Source organism: Carnobacterium sp. 1290_CSPC (assembly GCF_001053265.1).
Lineage (GTDB): Bacteria > Bacillota > Bacilli > Lactobacillales > Aerococcaceae > Aerococcus > Aerococcus urinaeequi.
Genome location: NZ_JVVG01000040.1, coordinates 1 through 3,573, shown reverse-complemented (window position 1 = coordinate 3,573; position 3,573 = coordinate 1). Strand labels below are relative to the sequence as shown.

The window sequence follows — 3,573 nt, the reverse complement described above, 5'->3', positions numbered from 1 at the left end:
TCGTTTGTACAACCACCATGTTTAGGACAAACTCTCTGTTTTAACAGAGAGTAGTTGATAAACGTTGGTTTAGAAAGCATATGAGTCACGTGAAAAAAAATGAAAGTTGGATGTTTTATATGAAGCAATTTATTAAACATTCTCCCTTGGCTTTGGCCAAGTTGATGTGTTTGTGTGAAAACCACCAATTCTAATAAACATATTGAAAGGGGAGGCTTATGGAAATAATTATATCTTCAATGTTAGTTTTTATCTCTACGTCCATCGATTATTTGGTTGTTTTAACGATTCTTTTCTCTACCATGAATACGGGTAAACAACGATCAATTTATATTGGCCAATATATTGGAACGGGGTTGCTCGTTGGCTTTAGTCTCATTGCAGCGTACTTCCTGAACTTTATTCCACAAGATTGGGTGATCGGATTACTTGGTTTACTTCCTTTGATTCTAGGGATTCGGGCTATCTTCATCGATGAAGATGTAGATGAAAAGGACTTAGAAGAAAAGATGTCGCATAGACAGTCAGAAGTTGCGAGTGTGGTTGCTCTGACCATTGCCCTTGGCGGAGATAATTTGGGGATTTATATTCCTTACTTTACTGGGATGTCCTTCCAGGAAGTCATGGTTGTAATCCTTGTTTTTATCATTGGGATTTTTACCTTGTGTTATTTATCCAAACGATTAGCTTCGGTTCCTATGATTGGTGAAGTAGTTGAGCGTTACGAAAAAGTCATCGTACCAGTCGTTTTCATCGGCTTGGGTATTTTTATTCTGTTAGAGAATGGTACGATTCAACATCTTTGGTCACTGATTGCATAGAATTTTAAGCAGCTTCACGGAAAGTAGAATATACCATTAAAGTATATAAGGTTGAGCTTAGATACGTATAACACAACCAGAATATGAAAGAGGCACAGAACGATGCAATATAATTAGCATCGTTTTGTGTCTCATTTTTATGTATATTTTTTAACAATTATGGATCACAGCTTTCTTATTCTCTAAATGGGAAATAAATAAGCTGATATTTTATTAATAGGTTATACTTGAATAACTGAGACAATCATAGATCTAATTCGAGAGAGAATAAGAAATATAGCGTATACAAAAACATTTAAGAAGAATTTTGGAAAAAAAGTAGGAAGAGAAAAAGGGAGGCATGATTTATGCAATATTCATATAAATATATAATATTAGGTGGCGGGATGGCTGGTGCCAATGCCGCAATGGAAATTCGTAAGTATGACCGTAAAGGGACATTGTTGATAGTCACGCAAGAAACTGACAAACCCTACTATCGTCCTCCATTAAGTAAAGAATTTTGGACAGAGCCAGACTATCCAAAAGAAACGATATATTATAATATTTCGGATGATGAATCGATTGATATCTTAACTGGGACAACTGTGAAGCAAATTAATGCCGATCAACAAACGATTGAGATTGAGAGTGGAGAAATCTATCAATACGAAAAATTGCTTTATTCACTGGGTGGCGCTCCAAAGTGGATTGATGGGCTGGAGAGCGAGCGTGTCCTAACTTTAAGAAACTTAAAAGATTACCGAAACCTCCGAAAATTAGCCAAACCTGGGAGCAAGGTCATTATCGTTGGAGGAGGCTGGGTTGGAGCAGAACTTGCAGCAGGTCTAAAGCTGAATGATATGGGTGTGACGCTTGTTTTTCCTAATGAAGTATTAAATGAAAAACGACTACCACGAATGCTTGCTAAAGAATTTCAACAGCGCTTTGTAGATATTGGCGTTTCTTTGATAAACAATACTTATGCTAATAGTTACAGTGTAGCAGACGATCAGGTGAGTCTTACATTAGAGAATGGCGCTGTATTGGAAGCGGATATTCTTGTTTTAGGAATTGGATTAAAGCCAAATGTTGAATTAGCAGAAGCAGCTGGGTTAGAAGTGGGTAATGGCGTCATTGCTGACAAGTATTTGCAAACTTCCAACAAACATATCTATGCAGCAGGAGATGTGTTGAATTATCCAGATGTAATCATAGGACGTAATCGTTTTGAACATGAAGAGCAAGCGGAGTATTCTGGGAAAGTAGCGGGACGAAACATGACGGGCGCTGAAGAAGTTTATAATCATGGTGCACCACTCTCTTATACGAATGTCTTAGATATTTCAATTGAAGGTGTCGGTGAAATGAGTCGCAACCGTGATGATGCGATTATTGAAGAAGTTGCCGGAGGTTATATTGTATATTATCTTTTTAAAGGCAAACCATCTGGAATTTTAACATATAATGTGAAAGTTGATATGGATAAGGCCCGTGAAATTCTTGTTAACCCACCGAAAAAATTAGATGAGCTAACGAGGATGTTGAAGCCTATTTAATTGATTTGTTGATTACTAGATAGCTTCAGAATTGAAAAAGATGATAAAAAGGAATATTTTATGGAAAAATTTTCAGATAAAGTATTATCATATTTAAATAAAAACAAAGATAAAGAGTTCTATATTTATTGTTTAGTTGATATTAGGAACGATAAGGATGAGATATTCTACATCGGTAAAGGGAAAGGCCAACGAGTCTTTAATCATGAGAAAGCTGCCTTTGATAAAAAGTCGGAACTACTATTAGAAAGTGAAGATAAAACTGAAGACTTAAAAATTAACAAAATCAGAGCTATTAAGGCAGAAGGATTTCCAATAAAAAAAGTAATTTTAAATTACTGGTTATCAGAACGAGAAGCGTTCGCGAGCGAAAACACTTTAATAAATTTATTTAACATTTTTTCGCCTCGAAACCTAACAAATAAAGTAAATGGTCATGGAGCCCGGGGAACTGAAGTGGGTGATTTGGAAAAACAGTTTGGAAGTATCCCAATGTCCATAACTGAAATACAAACTGACGAACTTATACTTGCTGTCAAGATAACAGACTCCCTCCAGTTAGATAAGGATGAAACGTATGATTACCCTTTTTACGATAGAGATGACCATAATCTTAAATCTAGAACGTTAGGGACTTGGAGAGTTGCGAAAGATAAAGCTGAAAAAGTTAAATATATTTTAGGAATCAATACGGGGATAAATAATACAGTGGTTTCTGCTTATGAAGTGACAGGGTTTGAAACAGGTATTGATGAAAAAGGTCGACAACGTTTTTGTTTTCACTCAAATTCAAAGAGTGAAAATATAATGAAAGCATTAGGGGTATATCAAAGGGCTATATATGATTTAAAATTTGGGAGTGGTCAGTCAATAGTTTATATTAATAATCATTCAAACCACATTTCCAACACACTATAATCAATTATTACATGCCCAACATGACATCTTGAGACGCTTGTGGTTTGTAACATTTTAGCGAAAGAACTCCCTAAGTCTTTAATTGTAGTTGAAGTTCAGTTCATTAAAATAGTTGTAATTGTAAGTAATATTTTTAAATTTAGTCGACTTTATTGTGCACAGATTATCGGGTGGGGAATTAAATCCTTTGCTAATATTGAAATTGAAAGGAGGTTGTTTGTTGGATACGTTAAGTAATATCAACTACTCTCTGTTAAAACAGAGAGTTTGTCCTAAACATGGTGGTTGTACAAACG

The 3,573-nt window shown here is 35.3% G+C and carries 3 protein-coding genes; all 3 read left to right on the top strand.

The genetic code is table 11. The features are described from left to right. Window positions 1-218: 218 nt before the first annotated feature. The 3 genes from AC973_RS03115 to AC973_RS03105 all read left to right on the top strand — a co-directional run bounded on the left by AC973_RS03115 (window position 219) and on the right by AC973_RS03105 (window position 3,277). A complete protein-coding gene (locus AC973_RS03115; RefSeq protein WP_026465298.1) occupies window positions 219-821 on the top strand; it encodes a CadD family cadmium resistance transporter in 603 nt (200 codons plus the stop codon). Window positions 822-1,168: 347 nt separating this feature from the next. Continuing rightward, window positions 1,169-2,359: an NAD(P)/FAD-dependent oxidoreductase gene (locus AC973_RS03110; RefSeq protein ID WP_048727171.1), complete on the top strand. Its 1,191-nt coding sequence runs from the start codon at window positions 1,169-1,171 to the stop codon at window positions 2,357-2,359. Between the two features lie 60 nt (window positions 2,360-2,419). Then, on the top strand, window positions 2,420-3,277 hold the full coding sequence (locus AC973_RS03105) for an LEM-3-like GIY-YIG domain-containing protein (RefSeq protein WP_048727165.1): 858 nt from the start codon (window positions 2,420-2,422) through the stop codon (window positions 3,275-3,277). Window positions 3,278-3,573: the final 296 nt, after the last annotated feature.